Below are 18,700 nucleotides of genomic sequence, written 5' to 3'. Positions count from 1 at the left end.
CATGGAAGTTACCATACGCCAAGAAAATAAAGACGATTACGCAAAAGTTTTTGAAATCATTGAGGAAGCATTTAAAAATGAAGAGCACAGCGATCATAAAGAACAATTTCTGGTAGAGAAACTAAGAAACTCGGATGCATTTATCCCAGAATTATCACTTGTTGCCGAAGTCGACAATGAAATAGTTGGACATATTTTGCTAACCAAATTACAAATCGAAAACAAAGACCAAACATTTGATTCTCTTGCTTTGGCTCCAGTTTCGGTAAAACCAGAATTTCAAGGAAAAGGAATTGGTGCAAAACTGATTCTAGAAAGTCATGCTATCGCAAAAAAATTAGGTTACAAATCGATAATTCTTTTGGGTCATGAAAACTATTACCCAAGATTTGGATATGAACTAACGAACAAATATAATATCGAAATGCCGTTTGACGTTCCTGCAGAAAACTGTATGGTAATTTCGTTAACCGAAAATGGATTAGATGGCGTAAGCGGAATGGTGAAATATCCAGCGGCTTTCTTAGAATAATTTTTAATCGCAATAAAACGATAAAACCAAACAAAATGGCGGATTTAAATTTAAAATACATTGCAGAAAATTATATTGAACTCGAAGAAATATCAAGAACAGTACGACTTTCTGTAGATAAATTACATCAACTTATTGAGGCTAAACTCATACCTGAACCGTCTTACATCATAAATTCGGAAATAACAATAAGTTCTTCTTTAAATGATAGTCATAAAACTACTATCCTAAGAAAATACTTTCCTAAGAATATTTTGGAACTTATAAAAGCAAATGCTGAAAATGCAAACGCTGACGAATTCAAAACAAAGTTTAAGGAAAAACTATTATCACTTTTAAAAAATCACGACCATAAAACATTTGCTTATGGAAATGTTTTTGATGAAAATCAGAAAATAGACCACAATAAAGCCGAAGAAGCTCTGGAAGAAGAATGGGATTATTACTGCAAAGGTGTTTATGGAATTTGTACGATAAACAATAACGAAAATGCCATAATCGAAAAAGAAATTGCTGTAAAAAGAATCCTTGATTTTATCGAAAAGAAGTCTGCAATATTAACTCCCGAAGAAAAAGTAAAACTAGAGGAACTGAATACCGAATTTAACAAAGTTACAAGTTCATTTGCTCCTTATCAGCGAGAATTAAGTAGTAGAGGTAAATATCTCGACAAACTACTAAAAGAATTCTCTCTGGATGAATTAATTCAAAAATACAATTAAGCAAACGGTTAATTAAAACTTATAACGAGATGACGAAACAAGCAAAATCAAATCCGATAGATTCAAGTAATTTTGTTTTACAAGATTATTTGGACAGAATACATTTTGTTGGCGATGTTAAATCAAATATCAAAAGCATTAGTAAATTAATGCAATGCCAATTGTTTACTATACCATTTGAAGACTTAGATGTTCAGGCAGGAAAAACCATTTCTTTGCAAGGAAACGATATTGTCGATAAACTCATTAATCGTAAGCGAGGTGGGTATTGTTATGAACTTAATGGTTTGTTTGCTCTAATGCTCCAAAAAATGGGTATTTCGTATCGTTTTGTTGCCGCTCGTCCATTGGTAACTCTTACTGAAAATCCTAAAACGCATATAGCAATTATTGTAACTCTTGAAGACGAAGAATATTTGGTCGATTTAGGCTTTGGTGGCAACGGAATAAGAGAGCCTTTAAAACTAAATGATTCTACGGCTGTACAACAAGGTTCTGAAACTTTTGCTATAGCAAAAGCTGAAAACGGAGATTATATATTGCAAAATTTATTACATAACGAATGGAAAGACTTGTATTCTTTTGATTTATCACCTCAGGAATGGATTGATTTTAAACCTGCTAATCATTATAATTCCACCCATCCGGATTCCTTTTTTACCCAAAATCTTGTTGTTGTTTTACAAAATGCATTAGGCAAAAAAATACTATTTAAAAACACATTCAAGTCTATTGAAAACGGAAAAGCCCAAAGTTATATTTTCGAACCAGAAAAACTTGATAGCATATTGGCGACTGAGTTTAATTTGACAAAGTCGTAATAATTAAAACTATCTAATGATTGATGATTGGCTTGTATTAAAATAAAAACCTATTAATAAATTTATATTTTGATACCGAAACGCAACAAGTTGCACAACAAACAATATAACAAGATTAGGATTTCTTAGACTTCCATATAAACCCATCGAGTAAGTAATGTGTAAACTGAGGCACAGTTAACAACGGGACAATTACAAATTGCCAACTAGAAAAATCAAACGTTTTTAGTGAGAAGTTATCATTCCAAACCAAAATCTCCCATAAAAACTCTTCTGTAAATGCTATCACTAATAAAATCCCCACATAAATAAAGATTGCGTTATAGCTTTTTAAATAACTAAAAACTCCCGAGTTTGTGTTTGTCTTGTTTTCGATTTCTCTAAAGTAAACCAGCGCCATATAAGGAATTCCGTGAGAAACTACATTTAATAAAGTAAAAATAAGATCATCATTAAAATAAACAATTCCAAAATACCATGAAAGTGCCGTTCCTAGAATAATTGCGTTTTTAGGAACATTAAAAAATCTATTCGTTATACTTTTATAAACCGTATAGATTACGTAAATCGTTATAATAATGACATAAATCCAGAATAATACGTCTAATAAGAATGTGTTATGAAAACGAAAAAACTCATTTTCGACAAACCAATTGAATTTTCTTTCTGAAGAAAAGAACCAATACAACATCGGATAACCTGTTGAAGCATAAATTGCACAATTATCTATACAAACCGAAAGTCTTGTTTTCTCTTCTGTCCTGGCATACAATCGCATAAAACCATATTGCTGCCTTATAAAATGAAAAACTGCCACATAAGCTAAAAAGGACCAGAATACTAAACTTCCAAAAGAGAAAAGAACGATACCAATAGCAAAACAAATTGCGGGTAAAAGCAATAATCTTTTCTTATTCTTCCTGAATTCATCGGCTACAAAATAAGTTTTAAATAAAGTTGCATAAACATGGGCAACATCAATAAAAACGATTAAAAAAAGCCACGTATAAAACGAATACTCATTTTCTATTTGAGTAATATAATCTTGAAATAAGAAAATAATAGCCAACACAAAAAAAGATGGCCCAATGATAAAAATCAGATCAGTTTTGGCTTTATGAATCCAAGGTTGTTTCATCTAAAATTTGATTTACGACATTAATTCCGTGATGAAAGGCTTCCTCAAAAATTGATATTCCTGACAAATCTGTATGGGCAAAATAGATAGAATTTTGGATAGTTTTTGAAGCTTGTTTTTTAGCTTCTCCAAAAATAAATCCTGGTGCCGGACTAACCATTCCGTGTCCTAACAAAAAAACTTCCATTTCTTCAGTACTATTTTCAATATCAGGATGTGCTATTTTTAAATCATCTAAGACAAATTGTTTCCAATACTCTTTATCTTTTTTATAGAGTTCTTTTCTCGTTTTTCTTAAATCCGAAGAAGAAAAACTATAATAATAAGTAATTACTTTTTTGGTCTGAATCTGGTTTAAAGATTGATGCTGATCATAAACATATCCTAATCCTTTTGCGCCATAAATAACATTGTCCCAAGAAAGAGGAAAACTAAAATTATCGGATAAATTAGTTAAGGTTAAAGTTGCTAGAAGCCAAGGTGTGTACTGAAAATCTTTAGTATATTCTTTTCGATCTTTAATAAGATACTGGTTTACAAACTGTGGTGTTGCCATAATTACTTTGTCTGCAACAATCTCTACCGAAACCTTTTTAACATCATCAAATACTTTGGCAATAACCTTATTGTTTTCGGTCTTTACTTCATAAACCAAATGATTTTTCAATGTTTTTTTATCGGTGTATTTTTTTAGATGAGTCGCTAATCTTGCGTTTCCTTCTGGCCAGGTTAAAACACTTTCTTTTTTATCAGAATTAGCATCTTGCTTTCTTCCTGCAAAATAATGGATTCCAGCCCAAGCCGAAACATAATCTATACCAAGACCAAAATCATCTTTACAACAATAATCGATATAATGAAATAAAGGTTCGGTTTTAAAATCATTCTTTTCAAACCATTCTTTCATGGTCATCTTATCCAAATTTCTGGTTTCAATATCATTTGAAGAAAGATAAACAGGAATATCAAATAAGTACTTTTCATCTTTTCCTTTTCCTATCCGAAAAGCATCCATTAATTTAAAAAACCTTTCTAATTCCAAATCCTGATCTTTAGAATTCCCTTCTTTGGGAACGACCCCATCTTGCCAATTATTTTTATAAAACAAACGCTCGTCTGGAGCAAAAGACAACTGTAATTCATCAAAAACGGGAAGTCCTTTCTGATCGTATCCTACTATGATTTTCTCTTCTTCTAAAAATTGTAATAATTCTTTATCCTTAAAATTAGGCAATGGCAAATAATGCGCTCCAAGTGGAAATTTAGAATATTGATTTTCCCCATTGGAAGAATTCCCTCCCAAATGTCCTTCTAATTCAACCAGAAGAAAATCTGAAATTCCTTTTTTCTCAAATTGCCTGGCAGCACTTAAACCCGAAATCCCACCTCCTACAATAAGATATGGAATATGAATTTGACTGGTTGGTTTCGGAAAATCTTTAATCCAAAGTCGATGTCCTAAAAGATGATTAGTTCCCGACAACCGAATTAATAACTGGATTATTTTATCTGAACAAAATTGTAAAAAAGGGATTAACAACAAAGAAGCGCCAATTCCTTTTACAAAATTCCGCCTTGATTTACTGTAGTTTTCCCCATTCTTCATCAAAATAACGTACTAAAATTTGGTTGTCTAAACGATTGATTTCAATTTCATTTGAGATCATATCTTTGGTAAAATAATTAAATCTATCGAATTGATAATTGTAGAATTTTAATCCCAGAGCTTTTCTAATTACTTGATTAAAAGTAGTACCAAAACCATTAATCGCGATTGTATACCCCCATTCTCCAAACGAAGGTACATAAGCATGATACGCATCGACCTGAGGAAAAACCTGCATTACGGTTTTATTGATACACCAAAATGATTTTGGAGCAAAATAAGGCGATGTAGTCTGGATGACAACAGCTGCATCGGGTTGCGAAATACTTTTTATCGTTTGATAAAAATTAAGAGAATATAACTTTCCTAAACTATAATTAGACGGGTCTGGAAAGTCGATAATTACAACATCAAATTTTTCCTGACAACTTTTTGCCCAAATGTATGCATCTGTATTAATGATTGTTACTTTAGGATTATTAAGCGAGCCTTGATTAAAACCTGTTAATATTTTATTGACTTTAAACAACTTTGTCATTCCTTCATCCAAATCAACTAAAGTAACTTTTTCTACTTCTTTGTATTTTAAAATTTCGCGTACTGCCAAACCATCACCGCCACCTAAAACCAAAACATGTTTTACACTTTTGGCAATAGACATTACAGGATGAACTAAAGCTTCGTGATAGCGATATTCGTCGGTAGAACTAAATTGTAGGTTGTTATTTAAATACAACCTATAATCGCTCTTATTATGCGTAAGAACAATACGCTGATATTGAGTTGAATTAGTGTAAATGATATTCTCTCCATAAAGCTTTCCTTCTGAATAAGACAAAATAGAATCTGAAAAAACAAAAACACCTAATAAAATCAAAAATGATGTAACTGCTTTTGCTTTTAAGAAATAACCATTCTTTAATTCTTTTTTTAGAAGAAAACACAAAACAATTGCAATACTCACATTAATCATTCCGAAGAATAATGATGTCCCCATAATTCCTAACTTCGGAACTAAAACTAACGGAAAGAGTATCGATGCCAATAAAGCTCCGATATAATCAAAAGTAAACACATTAGAAACTAAGTCTTTAAAGGCTACTTTATCTTTTAAAATATTCATTAGTAACGGTATTTCTAATCCGACTAAAAAACCTGTTACAAAAACAAGGAGATATAAAACGAATTGAAAATACTCGACACTTTCGAACAATAAAAACAAAACAACAGAACTCAATCCGCCAATTAGTCCAACTAATATCTCGATTTCAACAAAAGTATTGAGTAAGTTTTTATGAAAAAACTTTGAAAAGAAAGAGCCTATACCCATTGAAAACAGGTACACTCCAATAATAAATGAAAATTGTTTTACTGAATCTCCTAATAAATAACTAGCCAGAGTACCCGCAACAAGCTCATAAACTAGCCCGCAGGTAGCAATAATAAATACTGCAAACAGCAATAAAAATTCAAATTTAAGAAACTTTTTACCCATGAATTGCGGCACTTATAATCATTGAGATACCAATGATAAATGCTGCAAACACAATTGCAACAGCAATATTATTTTTCTGAGCTACCTCTTTCCAGGTATTCTCAGGAGTAATTTTTTCGATTATGAAATAGGCAACCAATAAGATTACGATTCCTATAAGAGAAAAAATGATCGAATTAACGATAGGTTGTAAATGTATTAAGTCCATACTTTATAGGTTTATTTATGATAAAAGCGGTTAACGGAACTACGATTTCCTGATGTACTATATTTTTCTGTTGTTTCGCAATCGCAAATTCTGTTTCCTGAATAGGCGAAATACAAATAGGTTGCAAAGCAAAATAGTCCTATTGCTAATGCAGCTAAATTATTCTTTATAAAATCTAAAAAATCTTTCATATTACTCGTCTTGATAAGGTGAATAATCGCTATACTCCCATCTTTTCTTTTCAAAATTTATTTTACAATATCTAATAACAATAAAAACTACTATCATAAACCCAATAACTATCCATACGTTGTAAAAGGATGGTTTATTCCAAACTGCGTTTACTTTTATTACATTATTGCTTATATCCTCAGGAGCTTTTTGTGGAGTAATTACAAAATGGTATTTTCCTGCTTTAACTCCGCATATATTAAACTCTACCGATTGGTCTCCTTCAGTCCAATTTTCGCCATCTGTATAACCATGATAATACTCTACATCTTTATTAGCATGTAACTCTTCATTTGTATTTTCATCGACCAAAGCAATATCTACGTTTGCCCAAGAATTATCTACATCAGAAGATACACGAATTGTCATAGGCGCAGATCCGCCTTTTAAAACAAACGAAGAACCAAAGATTTCTTTGTTATTAAATTCATTAAAAGTGGCTTCTTTATAAAACACACTTTGTTCTGATTGATCTTTGTATATAAGCCAGTTAACACATACAATTATTAAGGCAACGAAACAAAAAATTATTGCTGTATTTCGTAAATCAAAATAGTATGGTCTTGTAATATTTACACCCGTCTGGTATGGTAAATTAACCGCCGGAAATCCTTTCCTTATTTCAGTTTTACTAATATATTCTCCAAGAAAGGCAGTTTCAACACCATTAATTTTTTCAACAGAAATCATTAACGGAGGGTTAATATATTCTACCATATGAATTTTATAGACAGGCAAAGAGAAATCAAAATATCCCTGAGCATTTTCTATATCTACATCGCAATACTCGTAAATATCAAATACAATCCCGTTATGAGTTACTATTTCAGGATGTTGTTTTGCATTAAATTGATCTTCTATTTCGGTTAAAAAGATCCAGTTTCCATCTGATTCAGAAAGATAAACCAAATCCCCCTTTGGGCTTTCCAAAATGTATTCTGTCCAATTATAGCTTTGAGATACTTTTTTAACTATTGCAGCAATAACGGTATATTCTATTCCTTTAAGAATTCCTTTATCTCCAATTTTAAAAGCAAAATCATTTACTTCAAGTTTAAACTTTGATTTTAAACGAAGTTGTCCATCGCCATCAGATGAATATAAGCTATGACAATTCGGACAAACAAAATTTACGACTTCAAAACCAACCTCTAAATCGGTAACGGTATCACAACTGAAACAAGGAACTTTCATATACTAACGATTAATTTCAAAATCTTTTATAATTGTTCCTTCAAAATAATTGATATAATCGGCCATAACGTCTCTTACTTTTTTAGAATTATCTTGCTGATAATTACACAAATAAACATCTAAAGTTAACTGATTGTATTCTGGCCAAGTATGTATACATATATGAGATTCTTTTAAACAAAATGAAATAGTAAAGCTATCATTATCGAAATCATGGACAATAACACCTACTTTTTCTAATTGATAAGCCTCCAAAATTGAATTGGTAATAGCAACAAAACCATTGCTATCCTTTAGTTTTTGAACTTTATCTACATGTAGGGTTACCAGTTTATGCAAGCCTGGTGAATAAGCGGGTAAATCCATTAAAATATTTATATACGCCCCAAATGTATAATAATTTTTGGATAATTTTAACAAGAAGGATATGATTTAGACTCTCCATACAATTACCTAAAACAGCCCAGATTCTACAAGCTATTTCAAAACCAACTAAAGCTTTATGTTTAAATTATAAAGTAAAAAAGAGTTTAAGGAAATAAGATTTTTTAAATTTGCATCTAAACTTTTTTGAATTTAATAAACAAATAGGTTTTTATGCAAGTTTTACCTCCAAAGGAATTATCGCCTTATATAAAACACTATCTTTTTTTAGAAAATAAAGGTAATGATACTCAGAAGCTTCGTTTGTTTTCTGATGGTAATACTGGTGTTGTGTTCTCTTTAAAAAGTAAGCTTATTTCTGGTTTCAGTAATTATGAAGCGCAGAATTACTTGCCAAGTTCGTTTTTGTATGGCCAACTAAATGGGTTTAAAGACATTTATTCGGGCAGCGAAATGTCTATTGTAATTGTCGTTTTCCAACCTAACGGAATCAACCAATTACTAGGTATTACAAGTAGCGAACTCCGTGATACCATAATCACTATCGATGATATTTTTGGGTTGGAAGGAATTGAACTTCAGGAAAAACTATCCGAACAAGCTACTATTCAGGAAAAACTAAACCTTTTGAATCATTTTTTTAAAACGCTTGAAGCGAAAAAACCACTATCAAACCAATTGATTGCTGCGGCTTCGTTAGATTTTATCATCAAAACCAAAGGGCAGTTTTCGCTCAAACAATTGGTTGATTATACAGGTTATACTGAAAGACATATCGAAAGAAAATTTACAGAATGCGTTGGATTAAATCCAAAGAAGTTTGGCAATATTGTAAAGATTCATGGCTTTTTAAAACTACTCAAGAATAAATCAGAAGATACAAACCTTACCACGATTTCTTATGACGCAGGATTCTCGGATCAATCCCACCTTATACGAGAATTTAAAAAACATACCGGAATGACTCCCAAAGAATATTTGTATAATGCCGGAAAACTAACCAACAACTTTATAGAAACTGTTCCTGCTAAAAATTTATAGACCACTTTGCGATTAATTTCTTAGCCACAGATTAAAGGATTAAATGGATTAAAAAAAATTAACCACAACCCGAGCCTGAAAGTGCGAACAGGCGAAGCAATTACGCCAATTAGCACAAATTAAAAGCTTTGCGACCTTTGCGTAAATCCTTGTGCCCTTTGCGGTTAATTTTTTTTCTACAGATTAAAATGTCGGTTTTATACAATTTGTAAATTATCGGCAGCGCTATTTTTGCCTAAAATTAATAGCGTATAATATGAAAAATCTAAAAATAGCCACAGCTCAGTTTGAGAATAAAAGCGGCGATAAAAACTATAATTTATCTGTAATCGAGAAACTTTCGCAAAAAGCAGCTAGCGAAGGTTGTGATGTAATTGCGTTTCACGAATGTTCTATAACCGGATATACATTTGCAAGGCATTTATCGAAAGAACAAATGCTGAGTCAGGCAGAAGTTATCCCAAACGGAGAAAGCGTCTTAAAACTTACGGAAATAGCCAAAAAGAATGATATCGTAATATTAGCCGGACTTTTTGAAAAAGATGAGAACGATAATTTATTCAAAGCCTATGTTTGTGTAGATAAAAATGGTTTGGTTGCCAAGTACCGAAAACTACATCCGTTTATAAATCCTTACCTAACACCCGGAGATAGTTACTGCATCTTTGAAATCAAGGGTTGGAAATGCGGAATCCTAATTTGCTACGACAACAACATTATCGAAAACGTACGTGCAACAACACTTTTAGGTGCTGATATTATTTTTATGCCACACGTAACAATGTGTACTCCTTCTACCCGACCTGGCGCTGGTTTTGTTGCACCTGAGCTTTGGGAAAACCGCGAAGCCGACCCAACTTCGTTACGATTAGAATTTGACGGAATGAAAGGTCGTGATTGGCTAATGAAATGGTTGCCTGCAAGAGCATATGATAATGCTATTTATGCCGTTTTCTCAAACCCAATTGGTATGGACGACGATCAATTAAAAAATGGTTGCTCGATGATTATTGACCCTTTTGGTGATGTAATCACCGAATGCCGTTCTTTTGATGACTCTTTTGCAACAGCAATAATTACTCCCGAAAAATGTATTCAGGCTGGTGGAAATCGTTACATAAAAGCTAGAAGACCAGAATTATATCGAGATATTATTGGGCAAGAACACAAATCGGAACAAAATGTAGTTTGGCTAAACACCGACGAAAAAAGTAAAAACTAATAATTTTACAGACGTAAAGCATCGGAAAGATTTATCTTTGGGGAATTGATTAATCTACAGAATAAAACACTACAATGGAATTTTTTAAAACTACAAACGAAGATATCGATGCCGTTTTCGATATCTATAATGAAGCTACGTCTTATCAAAAAACAGTTAATAATAAAAGCTGGAGAGGTTTTGAAAAAGCATTAATAGAGAAAGAAATCGCCGAAGACCGTCACTTTATAATCAAAGATGAAGGGGAAGTTGCCTGTACATTTGTACTTACTTTTAATGATTTGATTATCTGGAAAGAAGCTGCTCAAGATCCTGCAGTATATCTTCATCGTATTGCTACAAACCCAAAATTTAGAGGTCGCTCTTATGTTACAAAAATCATAGAATGGGTAAAAATATATGCCAAAGAAAATGGTAAATCTTACATAAGACTAGATACTCATAGCGGAAACGAAAGAATAAACAAATACTACACAAGTTGCGGTTTTGATTTTAAAGGTGTTAGCGTTATCGAGTGGACTAGCGAATTACCAGAACATTACAAAGAAGGTTCTTTTAGCTTGTTTGAGATTAAATTATAATCCTTTGATTATAATCATTTTAACACATAGAAACATAGGTTTAAAATTATAATTTAAAGATGTTTTTAGAAAATTATATTTTTTCACATAGTGCTATGTGATTTATCTTGAGTGAAACGTCTTTTTAGATTACAAAATCTATGTTTCTATGTGTTAAATACCATTTTGCGCCCCAAGCGAAGTGAACAGACGCAGCAATTACATACAACTTATTAAATTATAGTTTTAAATTATATCATTCAGAGTATGAATACACATAAAGATTTTCAGATTGGGCAATGGGTTAAATCCTATGCAAAAGGAATTCATCGAATTGAGAAATTTGTTCCTATTGAGTTTGAAGAATATCATTCCTTTGTTGGTGTTATAACAAAAGATAAGATTGGAACACTGGATGAACCTTTGGTAATACTGAAACGTCTTTTTAATTCAAAATTCAAAAAGCAAGTAGGAACAGATTTTTGCTCTAGCACTTTCTTGAAATCAATATCTGCTGAAGAAAAAGCCACTATTGAGGAACAATTAAAGCTAAATCCAAAATTCATAACAGATTTGGACAAGTATAACATTTCAAAATTTGAATCGAGATATGGATTAAACATTCATATTTCTGAAGAAACAAAATCTATTCTTCCAGAACTGGCTTCGTTTATAAGACAAGGAGGAAAAACATTTACAGAAATATTCGAATGGCTAGATACTAAAAACTGCAAAGAGCTTCTGGATGACAGAAGTTCTTCAAGTAATGATAATCCTTCGCATTATCTGCAATTTATAAATTGGAGCTATGAAACGAGAGATAACAAACTCCTGTTTACAGATTTACTAGCATTTACTCCTAACTTTGAAAGAATTGATTTAGGATAGACTTCTATGTTATAATAAAATAAAAACCCTTGTGAATAAAACTTCACAAGGGTTTTATATTAAATTTGTCTTACTCTAAAAGTTGACTATGATAACATTATGCCAACATTACATGAAGAATTAAAAAAACTTACCATGAATCAATATCAACTTCCAATGTTACCGCTAGATCAGGATGTAGAAAGCAAATTAATCCTAAAAAAATTAACCTTAGCTCATAAAGCACTTGCAGAACTTAATGGAGTTGCTGAATCAATACCAAATGAAGTTATTATTCTTAATACGCTGTCATTACAGGAAGCTAAAGATAGTTCGGCTATAGAAAATATAATCACTACACATGATGAGCTATTTAGTAGCGATAGTATTGCTCAACAGTTTGCTAGTACTGCCGCAAAAGAAGTATATAATTACGCCACAGCTCTGAAAGAAGGATTTGCAATTGTTCGTTCAAAGCAACTTATTACATCTAATCAAATTATAGAAATACAAGGAATTCTAGAAGAAACCAAAGCTGGTTTTAGAAAACTTCCTGGTACAGAACTTAAAAATGGTCAAACAGGTGAGATTATATATACACCTCCTCAAAATCATGATGATATTGTATCACTGATGAATAATTTAGAAAAATTCATTAATGATGACACTCTATCAGATATTGACCCCTTAGTCAAAATGGCAATCATTCATCATCAATTCGAAAGTATCCATCCTTTCTATGACGGTAATGGTCGTACAGGCAGAATTATTAATATTTTATATTTAGTAAAAGAAGATCTATTACGCTTACCTATTTTATATTTAAGTAGATATATAAATCAAAATAAAGCAGATTATTACAATCTTTTACAAGAAACCAGAGCATCAAAAAATTGGGAACCATGGATACTTTTTATGCTTGAAGCCGTTGAACAAACATCCATTCAAACGACAGGAATCATCAGAGGAATTAAAAAATTAATGATGGAATATAAGCAAAGAATTCGTTTAGAATTACCTAAAATCTATTCCCAAGATTTAATAAATAATCTATTTAAACATCCCTACACTAAAATTGATTTTCTAGTTCAAGACTTAGGAATTACAAGACAAACAGCCTCAAAACATTTAGATCAACTTATAGCATTAAAATTGATAACATTGCACAAAATCGGAAAAGAAAATTTTTATATTAACATAGCTCTGTATGATTTTTTACAAAATGCTTCACAACGCATTAAGTTTAAATAAGTCTTTTTTATTAACACGTTAATCACTTCATGTTAAAGAACACAGAAAAAGTTAACACGTTAATTTCGTCATGTTAAAAAAAATGAAGAAATAAAACATGTTAAATTGATTTATCGTAAATCCATATTTTGTGTTTAAAAAACAAAACCCTTGTGAATAAAACTTCACAAGGGTTTTTGGTTTGAATCTAAAATTGACCATTTCAGATTTATTTTGCTTCCCAAAAGCAACGTTTAGGAGAAACTATTAAACCTTCGTCCTTCAACATTTTCATTGCCTTATCTACTTCTTTACGGTCTAGTTTAGTTAACTCAACTACTTTTCCAGCGTTTACAGGCTGTTCAGCTTTTTTTATAGCATCTAATACTTGATTTTTGATTTCCATAATTTCTATATTTTGGTAAAATGTAAAAATAATCAATATTTTCTTATAAAAAACAAATACTGCTTTTGAGAATTGATGAACTGTGTTTTAATTAATCATCTGAAAAACTGTATTTTTGTGTAAATATTGAAAACCGTATCTTACAAAAGCAAGCCTGTTTTTTACTAAAATCTATTTTCTCTAAAAATTTTAAATATCTTTGATTTATGAGCGCAACAACAAAACCATTTCATATAGGGCGTAAAATAAGCCGTATTCGTGAACTTAAAGACATGAAACAAGAAGCACTTGCACAGGCTTTGGGAACAAATCAGCAAGCAATTTCTGCTATAGAAAACAGCGAAAACATAGACGAAGAGAAACTTAAAGAAGTAGCGAAGGCTCTTGGAGTTACTGTCGAGGCAATTAAAAACTTTTCAGAAGAAAATGTGATTAATTATTTTAACACAATTTACGATAATGACTTTAGTTATAGTAATGGAGCCATTCAATCAAATAATTGTTCATTCAATCCTCTTGACAAAGTTGTTGAGCTTTACGAACGTTTAGTTCAAGCTGAAAAAGATAAAAATGAATATTTGGAGAAGTTATTAAAAGGGAAGTAAATGTCCTTTTATGAGATATAATTTATTGTAAAAAGAGATTTCAAATTTGAAATCTCTTTTTTGTTTTATAAGATTAGTGTTGAGAAATGATTTCATGCTTTTTCAAAGAATTGATTTAGAGTGAATTTCACGCAATTAAAAAACAAAACCCTTGTGAATTAAAGCTTCGCAAAGGTTTTATTATTTCATTCTTAAATTATAATTATACTCTATTTCATTTATTTCTTCTTCTGTTAATAAAGAAAATTCCTTTTCGATAGCTCTTTTTGAAAACTTACCGTTATTCTGCTCTAAAAACCGAATAAGTAATGCTACTGTTTTATCTGGCATTTGAAAAACATCATCTAAATAACTTTTCATTTCATCGTATTTCTGAAGATAAGTTACTTCTTGCGGAATAACATTTTCAATCGTATCGTTTACACAATCGTACAAAAACTCCGCTTGTTTCGTTGCGTCAAAGTAGCGATAAAAATCAATAGTTTCATTCAGGACTTCCACATTATTAGATTTCGTCTTTTCCCATTCTATAAAATCAAGTAATGGATGAGAATGTAACTCTAACACTTTTCTATAATCATCAATATGATCTAAAATAGAAGCCGAAACAGGAAAAATAATTCCTTGATGTGCAAATTTCATTTTAGATAAAATATGATGAATTAAATAACGATGAATTCTACCGTTCCCATCTACATAAGGATGAATAAACACAAAACCGAATGCGATTGCAGCAGCAGCTAAAACAGGATCAAAATCAGATTCTTTCAACTTTTGATAAGTCGCAATCAAGCCATCAATCAATTTTTCTATATCTTCATTTTTTGCTGAAATATGTTCTGGAATTGGTTCGCCAGTAGTTCTTTCGTGCTCGCCTACAAAACCTCCTTCTTTTCTAAAACCCATTTCAAGAAAACGACTGTTTTCTATTACGATTTGTTGCAGACGAAGCAATTCTTCTTTATCCAATGCTTTTAAACCCGCCTGACCAATCGCTTTACCCCAACGCACAGCGCGATTAGTTGTAGGATTCTCTCCTTCTATTGTAAAAGAAGCTTTTGAATCTTTCAGCAATAAAAAAGCCGAAGCTCTTTGTAAAACATCTTTATGAAACGTATTTAAATAAGCATCTTTTTTTTGGGAAAGATTCTCTTCAATATAATTTTTTAATTTCTCTGTTTTAAAAATTAATGGACAAAAATCAATCGTCCCTGGTAAATTGTTTTTAATGCGGTGACGACTGAAATTAATACTTTTTGATACCCCAAATTGAATGTCTTCATCTACTAGCGGAATAAAATTTTTAATAGTCAGGCTCAGAATAGGAAGCTCTTCCTGCATAAGCCATTCGTACAAAAACCATATTTTTCTACTGTACTGCCCTGTTGGTTCATTTTGTATTATACTTGTTATTTCATCTTTTGAAATTTTTTGAAATAATTTCTTAAAGAACAACAGGTTTATTCCTTCATATTTTAATGCAAAAATGAGATGCTTATATAACGTATCTTCAAAATTGTTTCGGGACGAAAATACTTTCCATTCATTGGTTTCGTAGCTTCTCCTTTTTTCACTAATAAGAGACAATTTATTAGGAAAAGGAATTCCTAATCTTAATTTTTCAATAATGGCAGAATAACCAACTAATATTCCTTCTTCTGGAGCCTTTAATCCATGAAAAATATTTACCTGAAGCGAAAAATTGTTACTATCCATATCAATATTAAAAAAAAATGATTATTCAAATATAATGAAAAAACAGGTATCAACTAGGAATAACAGGTTTGTTATTGTTTCATTTTGGAAAAACAGGTGCTTTGTATTACTAAAGTAGATTATGAATTAATATAAACTATTATTTTTTTCATACACTAACTAGCCCTTTTCAAACTACTCATTAGGAGAATTGAAATGTAGAATTCAATATCCTTAGACGTATACTGAATTTTGTACTTTAAAAAACAAAACCCTTGTGAAGTCTTATTCACAAGGGTTTTGTTTTTTTGCAGAGAGGATGGGATTCGAACCCACGATACAGTTACCCATATACTAGCTTTCCAGGCTAGCTCCTTCAACCACTCGGACACCTCTCTATTTCGGTTTGCAAATAACATGAAAAAAATCGAGTTAATAAAATAAAATCGACTAATCCTTACATACTTTTTTTAAATTCTTCTATAAACAATTTTACTGCCTTTTTTTGGTACGCACCCTCTATCGTTAACATAAACGAATCTCGTTTAGTCACGACTCCCGTAATGTTAATCGCTTTTATATTATCCCAGCCTTTTAGAGCTTTCTCGGTTACAATTGTTGCCCAATAATCACCATCACCTACCAATCGTAATAATGCCTGAACTGCATTTAATTCAATAGAAACTTTAGGTTTCATGTTATTTTTCAAAAATAATTCATCAAGAAATTCTCTAGAATTAAATCCTTTCACAGGTAAAATAAGCGGAATATCTTCTATCTCTTTAAAGGGAATTTTATCTAAAACGGCTAAAGAATGTGTTTTTGAAACTGCCAACACCAACTTTGATGTAAACAATGGGAATTTATGAAAAGGGAGTTCTATTTCATTAGATGAAATGACCAAAACCAAATCTAATTCATTATTCAATAGTTTTTTTTCCAAAGGCTCAGTTGTACCATATTCGACAAGAATTTTTAAATGTGGATATGTTTTTGCAAATAAATCGACAATTGGTAAAACCAAAAGTCCAAAAATATAAGTAACCCCAATTCGGAGTTCTCCGCCAATCATTTCATTTAAATCATCAATAGCTTGCTTCCCACTCTGAACGTTTTCTATAACTTGTTTAGCATGAATGAGAAATACCGACCCCGCTTCGGTAAGCTGTACTTTCTTGCCAATCCTTATAAACAACGGCAATCCGAGCTCTTCTTCCAGTTTTTTTATTTGTTGCGACAATCCCGATTGCGTTACAAAACACAATTCTGCTGCTTTGGTAAAGTGAAGTGTTTCCGCAGTTTTTATAAAATATTCTAGTTGAAAGATTTCCATATCGATTAGAAAAAGTAATTATTATCAGTAAAATTATTAATTTTTCTAATGAAATCATAATTCCGAACTTTGTAAAAAAGTTTCACAATCATGTTTAAGGCATTAAAATCAAAGAACTTCAAATTATTCTTTTACGGTCAATCTGTTTCTGTAATTGGTACCTGGTTACAAAAAACTGCCGTAAGTTGGATGGTCTATAGCGTAACAGGTTCTGTTTTCCTATTAGGCTTAACTACTTTTTTAAGCATGATTCCGTCTTTGTTTTTAGCTCCATTAGCCGGAAGTATTATTGGTCGTTACGACAGACACCGTAGTATGATAGTATTACAATCTTTGGCAATGTTTCAAGCGGGAGCATTGGCTTTACTGATTTATTTAAAAATATACAACATCAACTATATCTTAGCATTAAGTCTATTACAAGGAATTATAAATGCATTCGATATGACTTGTAGACAAACCATGATGGTTGAGATTGTAGATAATAAAGATGATTTACCTAATGCAGTTGCTTTAAACTCAACTTTAAACAATTTTGCCCGAATAGCAGGACCTGCTTTGGCAGGAATCATTTTGCATAATTATGGTGAAGACATCTGTTTTATTGGAAACTTCTTAAGTTATATTCCAGTTTTAATTTCTTTATTAATGATGAAAATCACACCTCACATTAAAGCAACCGATAAGCTTAAAATGTTGGATGATTTAACCGAAGGATGGGATTATATTAAGAAAGAAAGCGAAATGGCAAAAATGCTTCTCATGTTAATGTGTAGTAGTTTATTTGTAATTTCTTTCAATACACTTATGCCTGTTTTTGCAAAGGATATTTTTAGCGGAAATGCGCAAACTTTTAGTTGGTTCGAAAGCGCTGCAGGAATTGGTTCCATTATATCGGCTATTTATCTAGCTAACTTAAAAACATCACAAAACATGAATAAAATAATGATTGCAGCCAGTTTATTATTAGGCTTTAGCATTATTATTTTGGCTTATTCAAACAGTTTAACAGTAGCGCTACTTTGTATGGCTTTAAGCGGTGTTGGGATGATGGCGCAAACCTCATCGATAAACATATACATCCAAACTCAAAGTGCTTCGCATATGCGTTCAAGAAGTATTAGTTATTATCTTATGGCATACCAAGGAATGATTCCAGTAGGAAGTTTAATAATTGGATATGTATCGCATATTATAGGAACCCGAAATACAGTTGCTATTCAAGGGATAATCTGTATAATTTCGGTAATTGTGTATGTTTATTACAAAAACCGTAGCACTCAAGAAGAATTTGGAAGTTGTGAGGTTCGTTATAAAAACTAGTTACTTTTACCATATAAGTGATATAAGAAAATATAAGCCTGGTTTAAATAACCTGAAGTGAAATCCTAATTATCGGCAAACTTGTCA

The 18,700-nt window shown here is 31.4% G+C and carries 20 protein-coding genes and 1 tRNA gene; 10 read left to right on the top strand and 11 right to left on the bottom strand.

Translation table 11 applies throughout. The features are described 5' to 3' along the window. Window position 1: 1 nt before the first annotated feature. From OIU83_RS20210 to OIU83_RS20200, 3 genes are read left to right on the top strand one after another with little or no spacing between them, the layout of a single operon-like run. The gene (locus tag OIU83_RS20210; protein WP_264208075.1) at window positions 2-532 is read left to right on the top strand and encodes a GNAT family N-acetyltransferase; all 531 of its coding nucleotides are present in this window, start codon (window positions 2-4) and stop codon (window positions 530-532) included. A 35-nt stretch (window positions 533-567) separates the two neighbouring features. Continuing rightward, window positions 568-1,254, top strand: coding sequence for a DUF6058 family natural product biosynthesis protein (locus OIU83_RS20205; RefSeq protein WP_264208074.1), 687 nt, complete (start codon window positions 568-570; stop codon window positions 1,252-1,254). Window positions 1,255-1,283: 29 nt separating this feature from the next. Beyond that, window positions 1,284-2,075, top strand: coding sequence for an arylamine N-acetyltransferase family protein (locus OIU83_RS20200; RefSeq protein WP_264208073.1), 792 nt, complete (start codon window positions 1,284-1,286; stop codon window positions 2,073-2,075). A 115-nt stretch (window positions 2,076-2,190) separates the two neighbouring features. On the opposite strand, the gene OIU83_RS20195 is transcribed toward OIU83_RS20200, so the two are convergent. The 7 genes from OIU83_RS20195 to OIU83_RS20165 are packed head-to-tail and all read right to left on the bottom strand — an operon-like array spanning window position 2,191 to window position 8,367. Continuing rightward, window positions 2,191-3,213: a hypothetical protein gene (locus OIU83_RS20195; RefSeq protein ID WP_264208072.1), complete on the bottom strand. Its 1,023-nt coding sequence runs from the start codon at window positions 3,211-3,213 to the stop codon at window positions 2,191-2,193. Further along, entirely contained in the window at window positions 3,191-4,819 is a 1,629-nt protein-coding gene (locus OIU83_RS20190; protein ID WP_264208071.1) for an NAD(P)/FAD-dependent oxidoreductase, read from the bottom strand. Before OIU83_RS20190 ends, OIU83_RS20195 begins: the two co-directional genes overlap by 23 nt. Beyond that, window positions 4,794-6,314, bottom strand: coding sequence for a polyamine aminopropyltransferase (locus OIU83_RS20185; protein ID WP_264208070.1), 1,521 nt, complete (start codon window positions 6,312-6,314; stop codon window positions 4,794-4,796). The genes OIU83_RS20190 and OIU83_RS20185 overlap by 26 nt, the downstream gene beginning before the upstream one ends. Then, window positions 6,307-6,522, bottom strand: coding sequence for a DUF350 domain-containing protein (locus OIU83_RS20180; protein ID WP_264208069.1), 216 nt, complete (start codon window positions 6,520-6,522; stop codon window positions 6,307-6,309). Before OIU83_RS20180 ends, OIU83_RS20185 begins: the two co-directional genes overlap by 8 nt. 11 nt (window positions 6,523-6,533) lie before the next feature. Then, window positions 6,534-6,713, bottom strand: coding sequence for a hypothetical protein (locus OIU83_RS20175; RefSeq protein WP_035622103.1), 180 nt, complete (start codon window positions 6,711-6,713; stop codon window positions 6,534-6,536). A 1-nt stretch (window position 6,714) separates the two neighbouring features. Next, complete coding sequence (locus OIU83_RS20170) at window positions 6,715-7,947, bottom strand: DUF4178 domain-containing protein (protein WP_264208068.1); 1,233 nt, start codon at window positions 7,945-7,947, stop codon at window positions 6,715-6,717. Between the two features lie 3 nt (window positions 7,948-7,950). Further along, window positions 7,951-8,367 carry an S-adenosylmethionine decarboxylase family protein gene (locus OIU83_RS20165; RefSeq protein ID WP_264208067.1) on the bottom strand — a complete coding sequence of 139 codons (417 nt, stop codon included), beginning with the start codon at window positions 8,365-8,367 and terminating at the stop codon, window positions 7,951-7,953. 177 nt (window positions 8,368-8,544) lie between these two features. Between OIU83_RS20165 and OIU83_RS20160 the strand changes: the two genes are divergently transcribed. From OIU83_RS20160 to OIU83_RS20140, 5 genes are all read left to right on the top strand, one after another. After that, a complete protein-coding gene (locus OIU83_RS20160; protein ID WP_264208066.1) occupies window positions 8,545-9,372 on the top strand; it encodes a helix-turn-helix domain-containing protein in 828 nt (275 codons plus the stop codon). Window positions 9,373-9,628: 256 nt separating this feature from the next. Next, window positions 9,629-10,594: a nitrilase family protein gene (locus tag OIU83_RS20155; protein ID WP_264208065.1), complete on the top strand. Its 966-nt coding sequence runs from the start codon at window positions 9,629-9,631 to the stop codon at window positions 10,592-10,594. A 74-nt stretch (window positions 10,595-10,668) separates the two neighbouring features. After that, a complete protein-coding gene (locus OIU83_RS20150) occupies window positions 10,669-11,175 on the top strand; it encodes a GNAT family N-acetyltransferase (RefSeq protein ID WP_035622114.1) in 507 nt (168 codons plus the stop codon). Between the two features lie 246 nt (window positions 11,176-11,421). Beyond that, window positions 11,422-12,042, top strand: coding sequence for a hypothetical protein (locus OIU83_RS20145; RefSeq protein ID WP_264208064.1), 621 nt, complete (start codon window positions 11,422-11,424; stop codon window positions 12,040-12,042). Between the two features lie 99 nt (window positions 12,043-12,141). Next, complete coding sequence (locus OIU83_RS20140; RefSeq protein ID WP_264208063.1) at window positions 12,142-13,272, top strand: Fic family protein; 1,131 nt, start codon at window positions 12,142-12,144, stop codon at window positions 13,270-13,272. A gap of 208 nt (window positions 13,273-13,480) precedes the next feature. Here the strand turns inward: OIU83_RS20140 and OIU83_RS20135 are convergent, their stop codons facing one another. Continuing rightward, window positions 13,481-13,657: a hypothetical protein gene (locus OIU83_RS20135; protein WP_264208062.1), complete on the bottom strand. Its 177-nt coding sequence runs from the start codon at window positions 13,655-13,657 to the stop codon at window positions 13,481-13,483. A 206-nt stretch (window positions 13,658-13,863) separates the two neighbouring features. On the opposite strand from OIU83_RS20135, the gene OIU83_RS20130 reads away from it, so the two are divergent. Then, on the top strand, window positions 13,864-14,262 hold the full coding sequence (locus OIU83_RS20130) for a helix-turn-helix domain-containing protein (protein WP_264208061.1): 399 nt from the start codon (window positions 13,864-13,866) through the stop codon (window positions 14,260-14,262). A 180-nt stretch (window positions 14,263-14,442) separates the two neighbouring features. Here OIU83_RS20130 and OIU83_RS20125 read toward each other — a convergent pair whose 3' ends face one another. The 3 genes from OIU83_RS20125 to OIU83_RS20115 form a co-directional block, all read right to left on the bottom strand. Further along, a complete protein-coding gene (locus OIU83_RS20125) occupies window positions 14,443-15,978 on the bottom strand; it encodes a Fic family protein (RefSeq protein ID WP_264208060.1) in 1,536 nt (511 codons plus the stop codon). 290 nt (window positions 15,979-16,268) lie between these two features. Beyond that, window positions 16,269-16,355, bottom strand: a tRNA-Ser gene (locus OIU83_RS20120). Window positions 16,356-16,414: 59 nt separating this feature from the next. Continuing rightward, on the bottom strand, window positions 16,415-17,290 hold the full coding sequence (locus OIU83_RS20115; protein ID WP_264208059.1) for a LysR substrate-binding domain-containing protein: 876 nt from the start codon (window positions 17,288-17,290) through the stop codon (window positions 16,415-16,417). Between the two features lie 90 nt (window positions 17,291-17,380). Here OIU83_RS20115 and OIU83_RS20110 point away from each other — a divergent pair, with 90 nt between their 5' ends. Further along, the gene (locus tag OIU83_RS20110; RefSeq protein WP_264208058.1) at window positions 17,381-18,613 is read left to right on the top strand and encodes an MFS transporter; all 1,233 of its coding nucleotides are present in this window, start codon (window positions 17,381-17,383) and stop codon (window positions 18,611-18,613) included. The last annotated feature ends 87 nt before the right edge of the window (window positions 18,614-18,700 follow it).

This window comes from Flavobacterium shii (genome assembly GCF_025847235.1).
Taxonomy (GTDB): domain Bacteria; phylum Bacteroidota; class Bacteroidia; order Flavobacteriales; family Flavobacteriaceae; genus Flavobacterium; species Flavobacterium shii.
This window is presented reverse-complemented; position numbering and strand designations above follow the sequence as displayed.